General features: G+C 52.6%; 3 protein-coding genes. 2 read left to right on the forward strand and 1 reads right to left on the reverse strand.

All coding sequences use genetic code 11. The annotated features are described in order from the left end of the window. Positions 1–136: 136 nt before the first annotated feature. Positions 137–373 (reverse strand): hypothetical protein, encoded by a 237-nt coding sequence (locus GF617_RS26735; protein ID WP_031942344.1) that lies wholly within the window; start codon positions 371–373, stop codon positions 137–139. Between the two features lie 700 nt (positions 374–1073). On the opposite strand from GF617_RS26735, the gene GF617_RS26740 reads away from it, so the two are divergent. Continuing rightward, on the forward strand, positions 1074–1187 hold the full coding sequence (locus tag GF617_RS26740) for a hypothetical protein (protein WP_032634168.1): 114 nt from the start codon (positions 1074–1076) through the stop codon (positions 1185–1187). Between the two features lie 308 nt (positions 1188–1495). Continuing rightward, entirely contained in the window at positions 1496–1798 is a 303-nt protein-coding gene (locus GF617_RS26745; RefSeq protein WP_031942343.1) for a TM2 domain-containing protein, read from the forward strand. Positions 1799–2075: the final 277 nt, after the last annotated feature.

Genomic DNA, 2075 nt, shown 5'->3' on the forward strand with positions numbered 1-2075 from the left:
TACTGACTGGCGAATATCTTTGGCCCAAGGAACCGAAAGCTTAGGGTGTCATTTCGCCCTCAGCCGGAACCGACCCCGGAAATGCCTTGCCTGCAGTTTCATCACAAAACTGCAGCAGAAACCTCATAACAGCCACTCACCGGCGCGGCGATCGCGGACGTGACCAGGTAAATTCGGCCTGCTGCCGTTCTTCCTCACGTAGAGCGCGCTGCCGGTCGGCGTGCCGCTGCGACTCAATCTGCGCTCTTGCCCGGTTGAGCACGATATGTCGGTTCGGCTGGTTGAGTTTCTTGCCGGAAGCACGCTCTGCAGCTGCAACAGCATCATCAAGAAATTGCTTCTCTGCCGGCGTCAGATTGGTCAGTCGCGTCATGTAGGTCTCCTGTTCAGCATCACGCTGGCCAGTCTGCCAGACAAGGTGGAAGCAATGAAGCAGCGGCGGAATGTCAGAACCATCAGAAACGGTGAACGGGAGCGGATTTTAATCAGGTGCCGTGAAGCGTTGGGCAAGCCGTCAGGCGCGCCAGTGGTCCTGGCGGGTTTCGGGGCGCAGCCCTGAACCAGTCACGTAGCGCTAGCGGAGTGTATACTGGCTTAATATGTTGGCACGGATGCGGATGTCAGTGAAGTGCTTCATGTAGCAGGAGAAAAAGGCGGCACCGGCGCGTCAGCAGAACATGTAGTAACGGGAGATGTGCCGCTTCCTCGCTCACTGACTCGCTGCGCTCGGTCGTTCGGCTGCGGCGAGCGGTACCGGCTTACGGGTGAGGTGGAAATTTCCTGGTGGATGCCAGGAAGGAACTTAACAGGGAAACGATGAGGCTGCGGCGAAGCCGTTTTTCCATAGGCTCCGCCCCCCTGACAAGCATCACGAAATCTGACGCTCAAATCAGTGGCGGCGAAACCCGACAGGACTATAAAGATCCCAAGGGTTTCCCCCTGGTAGCTCCCTCGTGCGCTCTCCTGTTCCTGCCTTTCGGTTTACCGGTGTCATTCCGCTGTTATGGCCGCGGTTTCTCATTCCACGCCTGACACTCAGTTCCGGGTAGGCAGTTCGCTCCAAGCTGGACTGTATGCACGAACCCCCCGTTCAGTCCGACTGCTGCGCCTTATCCGGTAACTATCGTCTTGAGTCCAACCCGGAAAGACATGCAAAAGCGCCACTGGCAGCAGCCACTGGTAACTGATTTAGAGGAGTTAGTCTTGAAGTTATGCGCCGGTTAAGGCTAAACTGAAAGGACAAGTTTTGGTGACTGCGCTCCTCCAAGCCAGTTACCTCGGTTCAAAGAGTTAGTAGCTCAGAGAACCTTCGAAAAACCGCCTTGCAGGGCGGTTTTTTCGTTTCCAGAGCAAGAGATTACGACGCTACAGAAAGGATCTCAAGAAGATCCTTCACCATAATGGAAATCTATCCCACCCGAGCATATAGGATGCATATCGTTATAAAACATTGGATATTATGCATCCCAACTAAAAATAAGCTCGAGGATAAAAAATGAGTTCAATGGTTTACTGCCGAGGATGCGGCAAGGAAATACACGAAACAGCAAAGTCATGCCCACACTGCGGAGCCACAAACGCCTCTTCAGGTTCAGGTGAAAAAAGTAGAATCGCAGCCGCGCTATTAGCATTCTTCCTTGGTGGATTTGGCGCACATAAATTTTACTTAGGTAAAATAGGACAGGGATTCCTGTATCTAATTTTTTGCTGGACATTCATACCCGCGATCATCGCGTTTATTGAGTTTATTATTTATCTATGCGATTCCGATGAAAAATTCGCAAGAAAATATGGCTAACTCATAGCAAAAAAGCCCTGCGGGGCTTTTTTTGTACCAGTCTGTGAGGCACATTTACCATAACATCCCTTATCGGTACCGCCTAAGACGCTCTCAGCGCGTTTCTGCGGCCTCATGCCGATTTCCGGCACCTTTCCCCGGGGAAAACCCCGAAAAACGTTCCTGATGATTTCTGCGCGTCTGCATGGCTATGCACGGAAAGGGGTCGGTTCCGGCTGAGGGCGAAATGACACCCTAAGCGTTAGCTCTGTGTCGTTGCACGATGTCAGCGACGGTA

The organism is Lelliottia sp. RWM.1, from assembly GCF_016859735.1.
Lineage (GTDB): Bacteria > Pseudomonadota > Gammaproteobacteria > Enterobacterales > Enterobacteriaceae > Enterobacter.

Bases quoted from the DNA above. Each gene is read 5' to 3' on its own strand.
- GF617_RS26745 (WP_031942343.1), top strand. From the start codon at position 1,496: ATGAGTTCAATGGTTTACTGCCGAGGATGCGGCAAGGAAATACACGAA.
- GF617_RS26735 (WP_031942344.1), bottom strand. From the start codon at position 373: ATGACGCGACTGACCAATCTGACGCCGGCAGAGAAGCAATTTCTTGAT.
- GF617_RS26740 (WP_032634168.1), top strand. From the start codon at position 1,074: ATGCACGAACCCCCCGTTCAGTCCGACTGCTGCGCCTTATCCGGTAAC.